Origin of the sequence: Cupriavidus sp. UME77, from assembly GCF_014170355.1 — a bacterium.
GTDB lineage: Bacteria > Pseudomonadota > Gammaproteobacteria > Burkholderiales > Burkholderiaceae > Cupriavidus > Cupriavidus basilensis.
In genome coordinates this window covers 1-17,530 of sequence record NZ_LZZU01000021.1, presented here as the reverse complement: position 1 = coordinate 17,530, position 17,530 = coordinate 1, and the positions used below count along the sequence as shown (strand labels likewise).

General features: G+C 62.9%; 15 protein-coding genes and 1 pseudogene. 7 read left to right on the top strand and 9 right to left on the bottom strand.

Annotated elements, in window-relative coordinates; translation table 11 throughout:
* Positions 1-56: 56 nt before the first annotated feature.
* A complete protein-coding gene (locus A9975_RS09790) occupies positions 57-1,196 on the bottom strand; it encodes an iron-containing alcohol dehydrogenase (protein ID WP_183032586.1) in 1,140 nt (379 codons plus the stop codon).
* A 316-nt stretch (positions 1,197-1,512) separates the two neighbouring features.
* Here A9975_RS09790 and A9975_RS09785 point away from each other — a divergent pair, with 316 nt between their 5' ends.
* The 5 genes from A9975_RS09785 (at position 1,513) to A9975_RS09765 (ending at position 5,949) form a co-directional block, all read left to right on the top strand.
* Complete coding sequence (locus tag A9975_RS09785; protein WP_183032519.1) at positions 1,513-2,292, top strand: enoyl-CoA hydratase-related protein; 780 nt, start codon at positions 1,513-1,515, stop codon at positions 2,290-2,292.
* Between the two features lie 37 nt (positions 2,293-2,329).
* Complete coding sequence (locus A9975_RS09780) at positions 2,330-3,562, top strand: CaiB/BaiF CoA-transferase family protein (protein ID WP_183032518.1); 1,233 nt, start codon at positions 2,330-2,332, stop codon at positions 3,560-3,562.
* Between the two features lie 62 nt (positions 3,563-3,624).
* Positions 3,625-4,605 carry a tripartite tricarboxylate transporter substrate binding protein gene (locus A9975_RS09775; RefSeq protein WP_183032517.1) on the top strand — a complete coding sequence of 327 codons (981 nt, stop codon included), beginning with the start codon at positions 3,625-3,627 and terminating at the stop codon, positions 4,603-4,605.
* Positions 4,606-4,609: 4 nt separating this feature from the next.
* Complete coding sequence (locus A9975_RS09770) at positions 4,610-5,545, top strand: amidohydrolase (protein WP_183032516.1); 936 nt, start codon at positions 4,610-4,612, stop codon at positions 5,543-5,545.
* Positions 5,542-5,949: a thioesterase family protein gene (locus A9975_RS09765; protein ID WP_183032515.1), complete on the top strand. Its 408-nt coding sequence runs from the start codon at positions 5,542-5,544 to the stop codon at positions 5,947-5,949. Before A9975_RS09770 ends, A9975_RS09765 begins: the two co-directional genes overlap by 4 nt.
* 28 nt (positions 5,950-5,977) lie before the next feature.
* Here A9975_RS09765 and A9975_RS09760 read toward each other — a convergent pair whose 3' ends face one another.
* A complete protein-coding gene (locus A9975_RS09760) occupies positions 5,978-6,901 on the bottom strand; it encodes a transcriptional regulator GcvA (RefSeq protein ID WP_183032514.1) in 924 nt (307 codons plus the stop codon).
* Between the two features lie 1,497 nt (positions 6,902-8,398).
* A pseudogene (locus A9975_RS09755) lies at positions 8,399-8,761 on the bottom strand (FAD-dependent oxidoreductase); the annotation flags it as partial.
* Between the two features lie 405 nt (positions 8,762-9,166).
* Here A9975_RS09755 and A9975_RS38530 point away from each other — a divergent pair.
* Positions 9,167-9,409: a Mov34/MPN/PAD-1 family protein gene (locus A9975_RS38530; protein ID WP_183032585.1), complete on the top strand. Its 243-nt coding sequence runs from the start codon at positions 9,167-9,169 to the stop codon at positions 9,407-9,409.
* A 198-nt stretch (positions 9,410-9,607) separates the two neighbouring features.
* On the opposite strand, the gene A9975_RS09745 is transcribed toward A9975_RS38530, so the two are convergent.
* Genes A9975_RS09745 through A9975_RS09725 form a run of 5 tightly spaced genes read right to left on the bottom strand, consistent with a single transcriptional unit; the run spans position 9,608 to position 14,573 of the window.
* On the bottom strand, positions 9,608-10,588 hold the full coding sequence (locus A9975_RS09745; protein WP_183032513.1) for a tripartite tricarboxylate transporter substrate binding protein: 981 nt from the start codon (positions 10,586-10,588) through the stop codon (positions 9,608-9,610).
* A complete protein-coding gene (locus A9975_RS09740) occupies positions 10,573-11,580 on the bottom strand; it encodes a tripartite tricarboxylate transporter substrate binding protein (protein WP_183032512.1) in 1,008 nt (335 codons plus the stop codon). Before A9975_RS09740 ends, A9975_RS09745 begins: the two co-directional genes overlap by 16 nt.
* A gap of 58 nt (positions 11,581-11,638) precedes the next feature.
* Positions 11,639-12,697 (bottom strand): hydroxyacid dehydrogenase, encoded by a 1,059-nt coding sequence (locus tag A9975_RS09735; RefSeq protein WP_183032511.1) that lies wholly within the window; start codon positions 12,695-12,697, stop codon positions 11,639-11,641.
* Positions 12,694-13,371 carry an RraA family protein gene (locus tag A9975_RS09730; RefSeq protein WP_150993353.1) on the bottom strand — a complete coding sequence of 226 codons (678 nt, stop codon included), beginning with the start codon at positions 13,369-13,371 and terminating at the stop codon, positions 12,694-12,696. Before A9975_RS09730 ends, A9975_RS09735 begins: the two co-directional genes overlap by 4 nt.
* 59 nt (positions 13,372-13,430) lie before the next feature.
* Positions 13,431-14,573, bottom strand: a complete 1,143-nt coding sequence (locus tag A9975_RS09725; RefSeq protein WP_370564298.1) for an alpha-hydroxy acid oxidase — start codon at positions 14,571-14,573, stop codon at positions 13,431-13,433.
* Between the two features lie 248 nt (positions 14,574-14,821).
* Between A9975_RS09725 and A9975_RS09720 the strand changes: the two genes are divergently transcribed.
* Positions 14,822-15,724: a LysR family transcriptional regulator gene (locus A9975_RS09720; protein ID WP_183032509.1), complete on the top strand. Its 903-nt coding sequence runs from the start codon at positions 14,822-14,824 to the stop codon at positions 15,722-15,724.
* Positions 15,725-16,145: 421 nt separating this feature from the next.
* On the opposite strand, the gene A9975_RS09715 is transcribed toward A9975_RS09720, so the two are convergent.
* Positions 16,146-17,411 carry an IS256 family transposase gene (locus A9975_RS09715; RefSeq protein WP_183032508.1) on the bottom strand — a complete coding sequence of 422 codons (1,266 nt, stop codon included), beginning with the start codon at positions 17,409-17,411 and terminating at the stop codon, positions 16,146-16,148.
* Positions 17,412-17,530 lie beyond the last annotated feature (119 nt).

Below are 17,530 nucleotides of genomic sequence, written 5' to 3'. Positions count from 1 at the left end.
GGCGCTGGTTTGCCCCTCTCTCCTGCAAGCGGGAGAGAGGGGCAAACCACAAACACCTACATCGCCTCAGCCAGCATCGCCGCGTACTCCTCCGCGCTCGCAATGCGCGGATTGGTCTTGTGGCAGTGATCCGCCAGCGCGCCTTCAATAATGCGGGGGAACAGGGCGCTCGTCACCCCAAGCGCTGCCAGCCCGTTTGGCAGGCCCAGCTGTTGGTTCATGGCGACGATGGCCGAGCCGATGGCTTCGGGGCCGTCGAGCTGCATCGCCTGCGCCATGCGCTCCAGGCGCTGCTCGTCGCGCACCGAGGGGGCTGACGCATTGAAGCGGATCACGGTGGGCAGCAGGATGGCGTTCAGGGTGCCGTGGTGCAGCAGCGGATTGATCCCGCCTAGCGAATGGCTCAGGCTATGCACGCAGCCCAGCCCTTTCTGGAAGGCCAGGGCGCCTTGCATCGACGCGCTCATCATGTTCAGCCGCGCGCTGCGGTCTTGCGGCGAGGCGGTGGCGGTCTCGATATGCAGCCAGGCGCGGCGCAGACCGTCGAGTGCTATGCCGTCGGCGGGCGGGTTGAACGCCGGCGCCAGGAAGGTCTCGATGCAGTGGGCGATGGCGTCCATGCCGGTGGCTGCCGTCAGCCGTGGCGGCAGGCCAAAGGTCAGTTCCGGGTCGCAGATGGCTACGCGCGGCACCAGGTAGGGCGAGAGCACGCCCACCTTGCGTCCGTCGTCGAGGATCAGCACTGCGCCGCGGCCTACCTCGCTGCCGGTGCCGGCCGTGGTTGGCACGGCGATCAGCGGGGCGGTGGCTGCAGTGATGCGTGCCACGCCGCCTTCGATGGCGGCAAACGTTTTGAGCGGACCCAGGTGCGTGGCGCACACGGCAACCCCCTTGGCCAGGTCAATCGGCGAGCCGCCGCCTACCGCGATGATGCCGTCGCAGCGGTGCTCGATATAGAGCGCCACGGCTTCGCGCATGGCGCGCTCGGTCGGGTTGGAGGGGGTGCCGTCGAAGACGATGGCCTGGATGCCGGCAGGCAGTTGCACCAGCACGCGCTCCAGGATGCCCGCTGCCTTGACGCCGGCATCGGTGACCACCAGCGGGCGGGCGATGCCAATGCGCTCGCATTCTTGCGGCAGCAGCGCAATCGCGCCGAAATCGATCTGGATCTGGGTGATGTAGTTGATCAGGGCCATGTTATCTGTTGTCTCCATGCGGTATGTGCTGTGCGTGCTGGGCGGCTTCTCGGACATTGCAGAGCGCTGCGTTGGTGACGAAGTCTAGAAACAAGCCGCCAGCGCCACAACGTGGATTTACTTGAAGCAGGCCCAAGTTTTTTTCATAGGCCGGTCAGGCGGGGGCGTAGTTTTTCTTGAAGAACCGCTGAGTTTTTCTCGTTTGGCGGGCGGCGGCGGAAACCCTAGACTTCGGCAGGTCAAGGCACCGCCTCGAGCCTGCGCTAGCGGCAGGCGCCACCCAACATCCGCCGACATCCATCGACAAAAACAAACCATGAGACAAGCCATCCTGATCGAGTACGACGAGCGCATCGCCACCATTACGCTGAACAACCCGGACAAGCTGAACGCGCTCGACCTGGGCATGTGGCAGGGCCTGGCCGACGCGTTCAAGTCGTTGTCAGCCAACGATGACCTGCGCTGCATCGTGCTGCGCGGCGCGGGCGACAAGGCCTTTGCCGCCGGGGCGGACATCGAGGAGTTCACCCGCATGCGTTCCAACGCGGCGCAGGCGCAGGACTACGCGCAGATCACCCACGCGGCCATGGAGGCGATCGCCGGCAGCCGTCACCCTACGGTGGCGATGATCCAGGGCGCTTGCGTAGGCGGCGGACTGGAGATTGCCTCGATGTGCGACATGCGTATCTGCGGCGAGTCCAGCCGCTTCGGCGTGCCGGTCAACCGGCTCGGCCTTGTGATGTCGTATGGCGAGCTTGGCGGCTTGATGGCGCTGGCCGGCCCCGCCGTGGCGTTGGAGATCGTGCTGGAAGGGCGCGTGTTCGGGGCGTCCGAGGCGTTGGAGAAGCGCCTGGTCAACCGGGTTGTTCCGGATGCCGAGGTGCCGGTCGAAGCCTACGCCGCGGCACGCCGCATCGGTCAGGGTGCTCCGCTGGTCGCCCGCTGGCACAAGCAGTTCGTGCGCCGGCTGATGAACCCCGCGCCGCTCAGTGCGCAAGAGCACGCCGAGGCCTATGCCTGCTTCGACACGGAGGACTTCCGCATCGGCTACCAGGCCTTCGTCAACAAATCGAAGCCGGCCTTCCAGGGCCGCTGACCCGCACGCCTCCCGTTACCAAGCCATAAGGTTTCCAATGAATTTGCCTTTGTCGAACATCAAGGTCCTCGATGTCAGCCAGATCATGGCTGGCCCCTTTTGCTGCATGCTGCTCGGCGACATGGGCGCGGACGTCATCAAGGTGGAAACGCCGGGCGTCGGCGACCAGACCCGCAAGGCCATGGGTTTCCGGCTCAAGGGCGAGGACAGCGGCGGCTTCCTGGCGCTGAATCGCAACAAGCGTAGCGTGGAGATCGACCTGAAGAATCCCGCCGGGCTGGAAGCGTTCTATGAACTGGTGCGCGGCGCCGATGTATTGGTGGAGAACAACCGCCCCGGCGTGGCCGCACGGTTGAAGATCGATTACCCGGTGCTGCGCGAGATCAATCCGCGGCTGGTCTATGCCAGCATCTCCGGCTTTGGCCAGACCGGCCCGTGGGCGCGCCGGCCCGGGCTGGACCTAATCGCGCAGGCGATGTCGGGCGTGATGAGCGTGATGGGCCATCCCGATGGGCCACCGGTGAAGTCGAGCGTGCCGATTGCCGACCTGGGCGCGGGCCTCTTTAGCGCCTACGGCATCCTGAGCGCGATCATCGGGCGCGGCCATACCGGGCAAGGCCAGTATGTGGACGCATCGCTGTTTGAAACCGCGCTGGGCCTGTCGGTGTGGGAGTCCGCCGAGTACTGGGGCACGGGCACGGTGCCGGTGCCGATCGGCAGTGCCAACCGCATGAGCGCGCCTTACCAGGCCGTGCGCGCGGCAGACCGGCACTTTGTCATCGGCGCCGCCAACCCCAAGCTGTGGGCCGCGCTGTGCGAGGTGATCGAGCGTACCGACCTGCTGCGGGATGCGCGCTTCACCGACAACGCAGCGCGCATCCGCAACCGCGATGTGCTGATCCGCGAAATCGAAGGCGAGTTCGCGCGCAAGCCCGCCGACGAATGGGTGGACGCCTTGCTCGCCGCGGGCGTGCCGGCCGCGCCGATCTACACCTATGACGAGGCGCTGGTGAGCGAGCAGGCCGTGGCGCGCGAGATGGTGCTGGAGATCGACCATCCCGTGGAAGGCCGCGTGAAGGCGCTCGGCTTTCCCGTTAAGCTTAGTGGCACGCCGCAGCAGGTCCGCTATCCGGCGCCCTTGCTCGGGCAGCACACGCAAGAGGTACTTGGCGAATTTGGCCTGGATGACATGGCGATCGAGGCACTGCGCGAACGTGGCGCTTTCGGCCAGCCGGTTGCGCCACAAACGCTGAAAAACGGTACGGCTTGAGCAAGCCGGGGCAATAGAAGACACCAGAAGCACAAATCATAAGAATCACGGAGACAAGCATCATGAAGTTCTACTCACACCCGTGGCGGGTGACGGCTTACGCCCTCATCGCCACCGTCGCCGGCTGGGCAGGCGTTGCCGCCGCGCAGGGCGATGCCTACCCTAATCACCGCATCGAGCTGATCGTGCCCTGGCAAGCCGGCGGCGGCGCGGATGTGGTCGCGCGCGCCTTGTCCGCTGCGGCCGCCAAGCATCTGTCGCAGCCGCTGGTGGTCATCAACAAGCCCGGCGCCACCGGCGCACTCGGCCTGGGCGAAGTCGTGCACGCCAAGCCGGACGGCTACAAGCTGGTGCTGTCATCCAGCGAAGTGACCTTCCTCAACTACCTGGGCCTGGCCAAGTTTACCTACCAGGACCTGGTGCCGATCGCGCGGCTCAACGCGGATCCGGCAGCCATAGTGGTGCGCGCGGACGCACCCTACGCCACGCTGGAACAGTTCCTTGCGGAGTCTCGCAAGCCGGATTCGAACATCCGCGTGGGCAATGCCGGGCAGGGTTCCGCCTGGCACATGGCCGCCGCCGCGCTGGCGGAGAAGACCGGTGCCAAGTTCAATCACATACCTTATCCCGGTGGCGCGCCGGCCACCATGGCACTCCTCGGTGGCCATATCGACGCGGTGACGGTGAGCACGGCCGAAGTCGCCACCTACGTGGCGGCGGGCAAGCTCAAGGTGCTGGCGGTGATGGCGGACAAGCGCGTCGCCGGCTACGAGAACGTGCCGACGCTCAAGGAGCGCAATATCGATCTGTCGATGGGTATCTGGCGTGGCATTTCGGCACCCAAGGGCACACCGCCGGAAGTGATCAACATCCTCAAGGCTGCTGTGGCCAAATCCGTGCAGGAGCCGATCATGCGGCAGACGCTGGAGAAGCTGCACTTCAGCACGGATACCTATGCAGACGATGTGACGCTGCAGGCCGTGATGGCGAAGGAGTCCGCGCAATACAAGCAACTGGTCAGCCGGATTGCGGTGAAGGAATAGCGCGATGCCCGATTTCACATTCGATCAGCCGTTTATCGATGCGCATCATCACTTCTGGGACTTGCAAGCTAATTCTTATCCGTGGCTGCAGGGTGAAGAAGTCAGCGGATTCCGCTACGGCGACTACTCTGCCCTGAAACGCAACTACTTGCCGGCGGATTTCGAGCGCGACACGCACGGCTTCGCGCCCGCGCAGACCGTGCATGTGGAAGCGGAATGGGCTCGCGCCAATCCGGTGGACGAGACCGCGTGGCTCACCGCACTGGCGCAGCGCGCGGGCCGTCCCTCTGCGCTGGTCGCGCACGCGCAGCTGGACCGTAGCGATGTGGCGGAGATCCTGGCGGCGCAAGCCGCCTTTCCGATGGTGCGCGGGATCCGGCAGAAGCCGGTGACCAGCGCCACCCGCGAGGGCGCTGCGCGCGGCTTGAAGGGATCGATGGACGACGAGCGCTGGCGGCAGGGCTATGCCTTGCTGGCGCGCCACGGCCTGTCCTACGACCTGCAGGCGCCATGGTGGAACCTGGACCAGGCTGCGGCGCTGGCACGGGATTTTCCCGCTACGCAGATCATCCTCAACCATACGGGCTTGCCGTCGGACCGTAGCGAAGCGGGGCTGAGAGGCTGGCGCGATGCCATGGCGGTGCTCGCGGCGCAGCCCAATGTGGCGGTGAAGATCTCGGGGCTCGGGCTGCCGGGCCGCGCCTGGGAGGCGACGGATAACGTGCCGGTGATCCGCGATGCCATCGCGCTCTTCGGCACCGAGCGCTGCCTGTTCGCGAGCAACTACCCGGTGGACAGCCTGGTGGCCAGCTACGCGACGATCCTCGCCGGCTTCATCGAAGCCATCGACATCTATCCGCCAAACGATCAGCGCAAGCTGCTGCACGACAATGCGGCGCGCATCTACCGGCTTGCCGGTAATCCTGAGGAATCAAGATGAAAGACAGCCTGAAAACCGGTGCAACGGCGACGCGCTCCCTGACCGTCGACCGCCCACGCACCATCGACTTCCTGGGCGAGACGCTGCGCATCTACGCCACGCCGGAGCTGATCCGCGATATCGAGCAGACCTGCCTGGACTTCCTGCAAGACCACGCGGACGCGGGCGAGAGCTCGGTCGGCACCGAGGTATCGATCCGGCACAGTGGTGCGACGCTGCTTGGCGGCGAGGTCCGGATCAACGCGGAAGTCACTGCCATCGAGGGCCGCAGCGTCACGTTCCGCGTGGCGGCCAGCGATGGCATTGAAGAGATCTGCACCGGCACGCACAGCCGCTTCATGGTGAACGTGGACAAGCTGCGTACGCGGGTGCAAGCCAAGGCGGCGCGGGGACGCACCGGCTGAACCGCCGGCGCGGCGGGCTCAGGCAGGTTCAAGCGTGTTCGAGGTTGTCGCCTGCGGCGACCTCGGCACGCAGCCAGTTGACGAAGGTGGTCACGCGCGGATCGCTCAGACGTTCTTCCGGGAACACCACGAAGTAAGAAAATTCCACCGGCAGGTGGATCTGGTCGAACAATCGCACCAGCCGCCCTTGCCGCAGGTCTTCCTCGACCCAGTTCTTCTTGACCAGCGCCACGCCAAGACCGCTGATCGCGGCATTGATCACCAGGTGGCTCGGCCAGAACGACGGCCCGCGCGATGCGTCCACATTGGTCACGCCCGCGTGGCTGAGCCACATGGACCAGTCCGGATTGCTCACATCCGTGTAGGTGCTGTCATCATGCAGCAAGGTGTGGTGCTTCAGGTCGCCCGGCTCCTTGAGTGGGCGGGGGCCGGCCAGCAGCTCGGGGCTGCACACGGGAATCACTTCGACCGACAGGCACAGCTCGGAATGCAGGCCCGGATAGTTGCCGCGGCCGTAGCGGATGGCCAGGTCGAAATCGTCGCGGTCGAAGTTGATGGCATGGTTGGAGGTAGAGACCTTGAGATCGACCGCGGGGTACTCCTTCATGAAGCGGTCCATGCGCGGGATCAGCCATTTCACGGCAAAGGTCGGCGGCATGTTGACCTTCAGTGCCGGCAGGTCCTTGCTGTGTAGGCGTTGCGTCGCATCGGCCAGCTGCTTGAATGCCTGCTGCACGCTCGGCAGGTATGCCATTCCGGCGGGCGTCAGCACGAGCGACTTGGCCTCGCGCAAGAATAGCTGCACGCCAAGGCTTTCTTCGAGCGTCTTGATCTGGTGGCTGACGGCGGACGGCGTGACGTAGAGCTCGTCGGCCGCCCGCGTGAAGCTGAGATGCCGGGCCGCAACCTCGAAAGCTCGCAGAGGATTCAGAGGGGGCATTTGTCGCGACATTCAGGTCTTTCCAACGGAAACCAAAAGCAATGGATCGAAAAAGCTGGCCTGGACGGCAATGCACCAAAACCAGGGTATGGCCCGGACCGACGGGCGACACCAAGTTTGCCAGACTAGCAGTTAGCGGTTTCAGATGGAATAGGGATGAGCCCCGAGGGGGCAAGGCGAAAGGAAAGGGACGGAAGCACGGCCTGCGGGTCGCGCCCAGGGACGCCAGTCGCCGATGTCAAGCGTATCGCACCGGCTGCCGTGTCGTCCGCGTCATGGAAACGCGCCAGTATGAGCGCGGTGGGTGATCGCACGGCGACGTTCTCTTGGGCTCCGTATTCGACTTGGCGGCCAAGTTCGCTGAGTTCAATGGGATTTCCTGTCTGCCGGATTCATACTCCGGTTCGATGGCCATCACGCTAAGTTCAGAAACTGCAGCGCCTCTCCTTTAGTGTCGGCTCGCGCGGTCGTCATGCAGTTCTCCATGCGCATTCGTTCGCACAGGCAGATCGTCTGCCTGTTTCCGTTACCTATCGGCGTCGATCCTGCAGAGCATCATGGTAGGGGTATCGGTAATTGCTTGCAGGCACTGGTACCGACCTTGAAAGGGGTTGCAACGATGGTATGTGCGGGGAATCTGCCGCTGGCATGCCGGTGTGAAGATGCACGGGAGCGTGCCGAATATCCTTTGCGAGTGTCCTCTTGGTTATCAGAATGCAATTAATCGCCCAGATCTCCTCTCCAACCTTAAACCGTGGTTTGGTGGCAGCGACCACTTGGCACGTGAGCGACGAGGAGTGAGGGGCGCCCGGAAGGGCCTTCAGCGAGAGCGTGACATGTCCAATCCGCCGACGCGCCTGCGTGGCTTCGTGCCGCGCATCGCGCTCGCTGTGCAAATAGGCTGGTGGACCGAAGCGCCCTCCCATCTCAAGTGGCGAACGTCGTCCTATCCGTCCCCCGTCCCAGCAAAACTAAACCGCGCTGGCCGGGCGTCGGGGAAACGGATGCTTCACAATATCAGCGAGCGCGCTGATGCTTAGGCCAAAGAGCCGGTGAGCGGTGACTACAAGCGAATGTCGAGGGCAATGTGGATGATATGCTTACCGAACGACTGTTGCGCCAGCATCATCCCGCTCATGCGCTATTCAAGTTGACCGCGGGAATCCGTGGAGTGCTGTGCGGAGGCCGGGTAGTTGACTAATGTCCTGTCAAATGTCTAGTGCGCCGCATAAGCCGCTTCGTAACGTGCACGTTGGGAATGTACCAGTGCAACATTGACCGTCTGGGACAACCGTCTTTGAGTTGAGCGCCTGTCGCCTCAAGGCTATGGTCCGAACATAGTTACACGGCACATTGTACTTTTTTGGGACGGCCAGCACTCGCCGGCGCTTTCTGCATAAACGTGCCAAGTGCGGTGGCAGGAGGAACGTATTTAATCTTCCCAAACGGCCTCCACTTCCCGCATTGAACGCCCTGCGAGGATATAGTCCCCCAGTTTGGACGCGGGCCGAGGTGGGTGCACAGCGCGGTAACGGTCTGTGCGCTGGTCGCCAGCTTGAGCATGTCGACTTCGCCGTGGCGGGCTTTCGCATCCGCCTCGCAGCGCAGCCCGCCGCCGATCAGCACAGTGCCATTGGCAAACTGCTTGAACGACAGGGCTCGGCCCGTGGCACCCAATACTGGTTTGACGAAAGGCGCAACACGGTAGGTGATCATCAGCATCAGGCCGCTGGCCTGCACCGGCACCGGCTCGCCGACCTGTGCTGCAAATTCGCCGGCCCATGCCCCCGCCGTGTTGACGAGATGGCTGGCGCTGAAGGTGCCACGCGTGGTGCGGACTAGCCAGTGGTTTCCTGTGCGCTCCAAGCACCGGGCTGCCTATTCGCAACCCGAAGGTGCAGCACACTCTTCTTCTGCTGCTGCAGGTACAGGTAACCAGGGACGACGAGACCGCTCCCGAGCGAACCGACGTCACTGGATTTATCGTTCACCACAACAGTCTCGCCGCTCTGGGAATTGCATCCGGCGCTACCCTCGATGGGACAGACGGTAATGCGTATGCCAATAGCCTCACGCCCATCGGGCCGGGTGGGAAGGTCGCTCACACGTCGGCAGCGCGGCGCGACCTAGCGCTTGAGCCAGTTGATGCTCGGTTTGCACTGACCCCCAAAGATGCTCGTCGAGCCTCCGGTGTCCCGGATGAAGATGCCGAATTCCGGGGAGTTCTCGCTGGCGTAGGCGCACTGGGCAGTTGCATGGCCGACCTATGGTGTCGAACTGAGTGGGGAAGCTGTTCGCGAGGCGATTGAGCGAGCGGCGGCGCTGACCGCGAACATCGTTGGCTATCTCGGTGAATGGCACTCGCATCCTCGGCATTCGTCTGCGGCGCCAAGCACCGCGGACGCTGAGTTACTGGCCTATCTTGCTGAGACGCTGACTTTGGACGGCGTGCCTGCAGTGATGGTCATTGTTGGCGAAGCCGATATTTCGATTTCTCTTGGAGAGGGAAGCGCTGCATGAACGAAGTCAAGCGGGGAGCCGCCGGGGCTATTGGTCTTGCTCTTTCGGGGGGCGGCGTGCATGCAGCCGCCTTCCACGCCGGAGTATTGCGGTACCTCTAGTGCCAAGATGGTGTTTTCGCCGCCTCCCTTTCCCTTCGAGATTGGCTGAACTGCCGAGAGACGCTTCAATGAGTGCGTCTCTCGTATTCACTTCGCGCTAGTCCGCCTTTGCACCGGAAATTCGAACCTGTTCCGCCGCGGTTGGCATCTGCTTCTTCACGAACGTCCAGAATTCATCCACGACCATCGGCTTGACCGGTAGCGAACCTTGCTCCGACAGCTGCTTTTGCAGTTCGGGGTCTCGCAAGGCTTGGTTTAGCGCGACGTTCAATTTCTCCAGCGCTGGACGTGGCGTGTTCGCCGGCGCTACCAGCCCATACCACGAGTCGGTATAGAACCCCTTTACTCCGGCTTCGTCGAACGTCGGCACATCGGGGAGCGCAGGCAGGCGCTGATGCGCGGCCACAGCCAGCGGACGCACTTTGCCAGAGCGGATGAATGGCAGCGCGCCCGTCGTGATGACGAAGTCTACTCGGCCGGCCATCAGGTCGGTCATTGCGGGTGCAGTCCCCTTGAACGGGATATGGGCTATGTCCACGTTTGCCTGCTTCCTGAACACCGCGCCGGCGAGATGCTGACTGGAGCCGACACCACCCGAGCCGTAGTTCAACTGACCAGGCTGGGAACGTGCCCTTGCAACCAGCTCTCCAACCGAACGATACGGGGAATCCTTAGGAACGAGCATCACGCCTGGCGAGGTGGTAATCAGGCCAATCGGTGCAAAGTCCTTAATCGGTTCGTAGTTGAGGCGGCTGTATAGCGCGGAATTGAGCCCGTGCGAGGTCGCCGTGGCAAGCATGATGGTGCTGCCATCAGGTTTCGCGCGGGCCGCGATATCCGACCCAATATTGCCGCCTGCACCGGCACGGTTGTCGATGATGATGGACTGCCCCAACGTCTTGGACATTTGAGCTGAAACCAGCCGCGCGACAGCGTCAGAGGGACCCCCCGCAGGCCATCCGACGACCATGGTAATGGCGCCAGGTGGCAACGCCGGCTGGGCTGAGAACGCCGTCGAGCTCGCGAGTATCACGGAGCCAGTTGCAATCCGAAGAAATTGGCTTATTTTTCCTGCCATGGCATCTCCTTCCAAAGTTGACGGAAGCTCGCCTCGCCACGTTCAAGTTCTGCGGCGTACGCAGCGGGGGCGAGGTAGCGCAGCGGCGCAAACATTGCGTCAGCCTGCTGCTTGAATTGCGGGTCCGCGGCAACCTTTGCCATGGCATCGACAAGTTTCTTCTTGACTGGCTCTGGCAGACCCTTGGGCGCGGCCAGGCCGCGCAAGGATGCAAGCTCAATGTTGTAGCCCTGCTCACGGAAGGTTGAGACGTTCGGCGCAAGTACCGCGCGCGAGAGTCCCATCTGGCCCAGGAACTTCAGCGGAGTGCCACCTTTCTGGTAGGCCAATGCCTCGCCGACGTTGATGGCACCAATCGTAATTTGCTGACCAGCCAGTGCGCCACGGACTTCACCGGCGCCCTTATAGCCGACGTGTGTCATCTTTACGCCTGAAGCTTTTTCAAACAGCAGCATCGCGAGATGGTCATCCGAACCAACGCCGGTGGTCCCTACCGTGACCGCGCCTGGGTTCGCCCTGGCATATTTCACAAGCGTCGCCAGCGAATCGATGTTGCTGGCTTGGTTGACGGTGAATGCGCCAGGGTCGTCCACCAGATTACCGATGAGGTCGTAGCTCTTCCAAGTGAACGTCGTTTTGCGTTCAATCGGAATCGTCAGCAGATTTGGCGTGTTGATGAAGCCGATGGTGTAGCCGTCCGGCGTGGCGCGTGCCAGTTCGGCAAAGCCTATGGCGCCGCCCGCGCCCGGCTTGTTCTGCACGACGATGGTTGCACCCAGTTCCTTCTCTAGATGGCGCGCGAGCAGGCGGGCAACCAGGTCCGTGCCTCCGCCCGGCGCGTACGCGACAATCATCTCGATTGGGCGATTGGGCCACGCTGCGGGTTGCGCTTCGGCTGGGGCGGGCGCCAGAGCGCCAACCATGCCAACGAGCGAACACGCGGCAAGGCAAAGGGAAAGACGCCGACGACGAGAGTCGGGATTGCGTTGCATGATTTTGTCTCCTCGCCAACCTTCGTGTGGCAGGCGTATTGTTGTGGCTATCTCTGAATCAGGTTGCGGCGGCGAGCAAGACCGCCTCTATTCGTTGCCTCGCTCTGGGCCAAACATCGGGATTCACCAAGCGTTCGGGCCTCTCGCCCGTTGCGAGCAGTTCCAGAATTTGCGTGGCTGCCAACGTCGCGTTCCTGCGACGGGCGTCATGGGTAACACCCGCCGTGTGGAACGTGGCGACGACGTTCTCAAGCGTCAGAAGCGGATGGCCTTGCGCAGGCGGTTCCTGGTCCCAGACGTCGAGGCCAGCACCAGCGAGGTGTCCGCTGGCCAACGCCTCATAGAGGGCCGCTTCATCGTGGACGCCGCCTCGGGCGGTGCTGACGAAGGTGCTGCCAGGACGCATCGACGCGAAGGCGTTTGCATTCATCATCCCCAACGTGCTGGCATCGCGTGGGCAGTGCAGGGAAACGATATCGGCCGTGCGCAGCAATTCGTCGAACGAGACAAGCTCGGCGCCTCGCTTCGCCATCTCCGCGCTATCGAGATAGGGGTCGTAGCCAATCACGCGCATTCCGAAGGCACGGCCAAGAGCCGCGGCGCGACTCCCCGCATGCCCGACGCCGACCAGGCCAAGCGTGCGTCCACGGAGTTCGTGGCCCATCAAGCCTTCGCGGCTTCCGGTGGTGTGTGTCTTCATGCGGCGGTCCGATTCCGGGATGCGCCGCATCACAGACAGCATCAATCCGACCGCCATTTCGGCCACGGAATCGGCGTTGCCGCCGGCCTGGTTCATCACGGCAACGCCCGCTGCCGTGCAGGCATCGATATCAATCGTGTCGCACCCCGAGCCGCTTGAGGACACGGCCAGAAGATTCGGGCAACGAGCGAGAAGCTCTGCGGTGACGAACCAGCGCCGGGGCAGTTCGTCCTTGGCGGCCGTAATCTGGTACACGTGTGCTTCGGAGAGGCTTGCCCATGCCTCTTCGTCTGCACCTTCGCGCTGGCATGTGTGCAGGCTGACCTCGGGTGCTTCGCCCACAATGCGGTTAAAGGCGGGGTCCAGCCAGTAGTCGAATCGAACGACCTTGCGCCTTGTTGGGGGAGACTGGCTCACAGTACCCCCTTGTCAGCCAGCGAGCGGTCCACCCATGTACGGTCTGCACGGCCTTGCGCAATCGATTCCAGAATGCCCGCTTCCATGCGCTGCACTTCTTCAACGCGGACAGCAATTGCTTCAGCATCCTCAGCGGGAACGACCAGTAGCCCGTCGCCGTCGCCGATAATCAGGTCTCCAGGCCGGACCACCATGCCGTCGATAGAGACCGGCACGTGAAGTTCACCGGGGCCATCCTTGTATGGGCCACGGTGCGAGACACCGCGGGCGTAGACTGGAAGTGGCTCCTTGCCAATCGTGTCGCTGTCGCGAATCAGACCATCAATGACAAAGCCAGCGGCTCCGCGTGCGATGGCGAGCGCCAGCATAATCTCGCCGATGATTGCGTTAGGTCCCACGCCGCCGGCGTCTACCACGATGACGTCGCCCGGACCCGAGATGTCGATGGCCTTGTGGACCATGAGGTTGTCGCCAGGGCGGGTGCGAACGGTAAGCGCGCGACCGACCAGGTTGCCGTCGCGGCGGTGGAATGCACGGAGCTGGCTGGTTCCGGTCGTGCGGCTCATTGAGTCGCTGACATTGGCGACGGGGAAGTTGCGGTACCGCGCCAGCAGCGAGGCGCTGACAAGCTGTGCGGGACGCGGATGAATGCGAAAACCGTGCGGCGAGGTCATTTTGTTCTGTCTCCGGTGTCGACCTTGAAGGGTCTGTTGGAATCGTTTGAAAGAGTTATTCAGTTCGGATACGGACGCTGGATGCACTGCGCATCCACATCCGTCGCCCGGGTGATGCCCAGCATGGCGAGGTCACGAGAAATCTCGGCCTGCATCAGGCTGATGCCGTGCGCAACACCGCGGCAGGAGCCAACTGCCGCCGCATATGCGAACGGTCGCCCGATGAAGACACAGCGGGCACCCAGGGCCAACGCCTTGATGACATCAGTCCCGCGACGCACGCCGCTGTCGAGCATCACAGGCAGTTGCGGGACGGCTTCGACGACTTCGGGCAGAGCGCGCATGGGCGCGATGGCACCATCAAGCTGCCGGCCACCGTGGTTTGAGACGATGATTCCGTCGACACCGTGCTGATGAGCGAGACGAGCATCTTCCGCAGTCAGGATGCCCTTGACCACGAGCTGCCCCCTCCAGCGGCGACGGATGGTGGCTAGGTGGTTCCATGTGAAATGCGCACGGTCCGAGAAATCCCGCTCCACATTGCGCGAGACGATGGGGGTGCCGCGGTGGGCGTACGCGTTCTCGAAGTGCGGCACGCCGTGGCGTAGCAGCGTCCGCGCGAAGGTGCCGAGCAACCAGCGAGGATGGGTGATGCCTTGCCAGGCAAGCGCGGCGCTTGGGCGCAGCGGCGTCGAAAACCCGGCGCGCACGTTGTTTTCGCGATTGCCCGCGACTGGCGTGTCCACGGTGATGACAAGCGTCTCGACCTTGGCCGCTTCAATGCGCGCCAGCAAGCCTTCGATGTGGTGCATGTCACCGGGAAGGTAGGCCTGGAACCACGTTCCAGGAGCAGCTTCCATGACCTCTTCTAGCCGAATCAGCGACGAGCCGCTCATGATGGCCGGTACGGCAGCCTGGGAAGCGGCCTGTGCCATGACGACATCGCCGCGGTATGCAAATAGCGCGGATATCCCCATTGGGGCCAGGCCGAACGGCGCGGCGTACTCACGGCCGAACAGCCTAAAGGTCAGGTCGCGCGTCGAGACGCCGACCAGCACGCGTGGTCGCAGGGCAATGTTCTCAAACGACTGTCGATTTTGAGCGAGGGTGATGTTGTCCTCGACCGCACCGCTAACGTAGGCGTACAGCGGCTTGGGAAGACGCTTCCGGGCCAACGGCTCGAAGTCCTTCAGTGCCAACACTCGCTGCTTGAGCCAATTCGCCAGCTTCTCGTTATACGCCGATTGAGGCACGTAAGCCGCCTCCTTCCTATGAGCGGGTTGAAGTGCGGAAGTCTGTGAGGCGTCGTCGATGGGAGCGGCTGACATAGGCGCAATGGCGAGGAGTTGGCGCCAATGTAACAACTTGTAAGCGACGACAAAAGCGAAAAATAACGAAGATATTATTTCGCTTTTAGGAAAAAGTCAGGCATCGGCCAATGGGGCGCACTATGACTCTCAAGCAACTCGAGGCCTTCTACTGGGCGGCAACATGCGTCAACTTCACTGTGGCGGCGGAGCGTGTCCACCTGTCGGTTTCATCGCTCTCTAAACGGATTGCAGAACTGGAAGCGTCGCTGGACGTGGAACTGTTTGACCGCAGTGGTCGAAGCGCCGAACTGACTGCGCAGGGTGAGCAGATGTTGCCGCAGATTCGCGCGATGCTGCATGCCGCTGCGGACCTGCGGCAGTCGGCTGGGCAACGTCCTGGTCTGATTGGGCGATGCCGCATCGGACTGGGAGAACTGAGCGGGCTGACTTGGTTGCCAAAGCTTGTGCGTGAGGTTTCGTCACTCCATCCAGGTCTGCTTTTGGAGCCTCACATGGATATCGGGCAGGTGTTGGAGCAGCGCCTCCATGACGGGGAGCTGGACATCGGGGTCCTGGCAGGACCGTCCACCCGCAGCAGCTTGGCGGCCGAGCGAATCGGCCAGGTCGACTTTGCGTGGGTCGCAAGTCAGTCGTTCCTCGAGTTTGCCGGCACTGACGACCCACGGGTGCTTATGGGCGAACAGACGCTGCTGACACTCCCGGTCGGTGCGGGTGGGACTCGGGTGCTCGACCAATGGCTGGCCCGCCGAGGGGTGATGGTCGGTCGACGCCTGATGTGCAACAGCTGGGGGGCCGTCGTCGGTATGGTGGTGGAAGGGCTTGGCTTCGGATTCATGCCCAGACTGTGGGCTGACTCGCTCGTCGAACGCGGCGCGCTGCGAATCTTGCCGGATAGCGACGCACTGGAGCCACTTCACTATGCTGTGCAATGGCGCCGCGATGACACCCGACCGTTGATTCTGGCGATGCGGGAGGTTGTTCGTGGCGCAATCGATTTCCAGGCTCCGCGCTGCTTCGTCTAGGTCCGTCGGTCGACCACAAGCGCATCGGATGTCGCCGGCGCAGAAGGCCGCATGGATCTTTCAAAGTCCCGGTACCTTCGCATCGCTCGATGTCTGGACTAGTTCATCTGTCTGAGCGTGTGGGCACGGCGGGTGACTGTCCATGGCGAGCATCCCTTGATCACCAGAATGCATAATCGACAGGACTCCTACCCAGATCCTAAACTGGTTGTTTCCTTGTTGGCGATGCGATGGTGTATGAGGGCCAGCGGGACCGGAGGAAACGTGCTTACTCTCCCCATACCGCATCCACTTCCCGCATCAAGCGCCCGGCGAGAATATAGTCCCCGAGTTTTGATGCCTTTGCCTCCAGATTCTCCAACTCAGCTGCCGGTAGGAGATAAAGTCAATTGTGGTGTACGGGGGTGATCGTGGCCGGTCGTCAGGCGGCGAGTTTCTGCTGAACCGGCGGATTGTCATGCGCCGGAGTTCCGTCCTTGAAGGGAACGCCCTTCAAGAGCAGTTCAATGTGTTCGGCGCCATTGATGCGGCGCCATGTTTTCTCGGCTTCCTCGATCAGCTTGAAGGCTAGGCCAAGGAAGGTTGCTCGTGACACACAATTGCGCGTGCGCGTCGTGCGGTGACGCACGGTCGCGAAGGTCGACTCAATCGCGTTCGTCGTGCGGATGTGCTGCCAGTGCTCGGCCGGGAAGTCGTAGAACGTCAGCAGGCTGTCTCGATCTTTGGTGAGCACGCCGGTGGCCTTGGGGTACTTGGCGCCGTAGATCGTCACAAAGCGATCGAAGGCGGCATAGGCATCTGCCCTGGTGGCTGCCATCCAAATCGCCTGCAGATCTGCCTTGGCGCGGCCATGCTGGGATTTTGGCAAGGCGTTCAGGACATTGCCCATTTTGTGGAACCAGCAACGCTGGGTACGCGTGGCCGGGAACACCTCCGCCAGGGCAGCCCAGAATCCCATGGCCCCATCGCCGACCGCCGCCAGCGGGCCAGCCTGCAGACCGCGGGATTTCAGGTCCAGCAGTACTTCTGCCCACGATGCCTTCGATTCCCGATAGCCGTCACCGATCGCCACGCGCTCCTTCCTGCCGTCGGGCGTGACGCCGATGATCACCAGCAGGCATTGCCCGTCCGAGCCCTCGCTGCGCAGACCCGTGTGGATGCCGTCCACCCACCAATACACATAGCGCGCCGCCGACAGATCGCGCTGATTCCAGCTCGCATGCTCGTCTGCCCACTGCGCCTTCAATCGGCTCACCACGTTGGCCGATAGCCCTTTGGCATCCTCGCCCAGCAGCACCGACAGCGCCTCGCTCATGTCGCCTGTCGAGACTCCCTTCAGGTACAGCCAAGGCAGCGCCGCACTCACCCGCGGCGACTTCCTCACATACGGCGGCACGATCGTCGAGTTGAACTTCACGCCGGAACCGGACCGGTCGCGCACCTTGGGCACCTTCACGGCAATCGGTCCAGCGCCCGTCAGCACCTCGCGCTCCGGGAGGTAGCCATTGCGAACCACGGCGCGCTGCCCGCTCAACGTCTTGACGTTACTGAACTGCTCAAGCAGCTCTGCCAGCTCCACTTCAATCGCCTCCTGGATGACCCGCCGGGCCCCGCGCCTGATCAGCTCCTCGAGCCCAAGCCCGATTTCCGATAGACCGACTGCTTCTTTCCCCTTATCCTTGCTCATGGTGGACCTTTCTTGTGCTGGTTTCCGATCTCGACAATCAGATTCTCAGCGGAAAGCTCCACCGCCCTCTACTCCGCGCCTCAAATTCCCCGTCCGTACACCAGTTTCGACTTTAGCTC

Coding starts and splice junctions, on each gene's coding strand:
- A9975_RS09790 (WP_183032586.1), bottom strand. CDS start 1,196: ATGGCCCTGATCAACTACATCACCCAGATCCAGATCGATTTCGGCGCG.
- A9975_RS09785 (WP_183032519.1), top strand. CDS start 1,513: ATGAGACAAGCCATCCTGATCGAGTACGACGAGCGCATCGCCACCATT.
- A9975_RS09780 (WP_183032518.1), top strand. CDS start 2,330: ATGAATTTGCCTTTGTCGAACATCAAGGTCCTCGATGTCAGCCAGATC.
- A9975_RS09775 (WP_183032517.1), top strand. CDS start 3,625: ATGAAGTTCTACTCACACCCGTGGCGGGTGACGGCTTACGCCCTCATC.
- A9975_RS09770 (WP_183032516.1), top strand. CDS start 4,610: ATGCCCGATTTCACATTCGATCAGCCGTTTATCGATGCGCATCATCAC.
- A9975_RS09765 (WP_183032515.1), top strand. CDS start 5,542: ATGAAAGACAGCCTGAAAACCGGTGCAACGGCGACGCGCTCCCTGACC.
- A9975_RS09760 (WP_183032514.1), bottom strand. CDS start 6,901: ATGTCGCGACAAATGCCCCCTCTGAATCCTCTGCGAGCTTTCGAGGTT.
- A9975_RS09745 (WP_183032513.1), bottom strand. CDS start 10,588: ATGGCAGGAAAAATAAGCCAATTTCTTCGGATTGCAACTGGCTCCGTG.
- A9975_RS09740 (WP_183032512.1), bottom strand. CDS start 11,580: ATGCAACGCAATCCCGACTCTCGTCGTCGGCGTCTTTCCCTTTGCCTT.
- A9975_RS09730 (WP_150993353.1), bottom strand. CDS start 13,371: ATGACCTCGCCGCACGGTTTTCGCATTCATCCGCGTCCCGCACAGCTT.
- A9975_RS09720 (WP_183032509.1), top strand. CDS start 14,822: ATGACTCTCAAGCAACTCGAGGCCTTCTACTGGGCGGCAACATGCGTC.
- A9975_RS09715 (WP_183032508.1), bottom strand. CDS start 17,411: ATGAGCAAGGATAAGGGGAAAGAAGCAGTCGGTCTATCGGAAATCGGG.